Source organism: Corynebacterium sp. AOP40-4SA-5 (genome assembly GCF_052377355.1).
Classification (GTDB): Bacteria; Actinomycetota; Actinomycetes; order Mycobacteriales; family Mycobacteriaceae; genus Corynebacterium.
This window is the reverse complement of sequence record NZ_JBQSWS010000070.1, coordinates 1-338: the sequence shown is the minus strand read 5'-3', so window position 1 is coordinate 338 and position 338 is coordinate 1. Positions and strand designations below refer to the sequence as shown.

At 65.1% G+C, this 338-nt stretch carries 1 protein-coding gene; it reads left to right on the top strand.

The annotated features are described in order from the left end of the window. A partial coding sequence (locus ACT3S3_RS15315) for a transposase (RefSeq protein ID WP_444627022.1) occupies positions 1-338 on the top strand: 338 nt, incomplete at both ends.

Genomic DNA, 338 nt, shown 5'->3' with positions numbered 1-338 from the left:
ATCATGCTGCCCGTCGTCTACGACCAGGTCACAGTGCAGGGTAGCGTCGGTCGCCCGCGGACACGACCGCAGCGGGTGCTGGCGGACAAGGGCTACCCCAGCAAAGCCAACCGGTCGTATCTGCGCAGTCGGGGAATCGCTACGACGATTCCGGAGCGTGCCGATCAGATCGCTCACCGGCGTAAGCGTCGCGGTCGGCCCATCGACTTCGGCGCTGAGCAGTACCAGCGCTACAGGGGCCGCAATGTGGTGGAACGTTGCTTCAACCGGCTCAAGCAGTGGCGTGGTGTTGCTACCCGGTGCGACAAGACCGCCGGGAGCTATCACGCTGGGGTGTG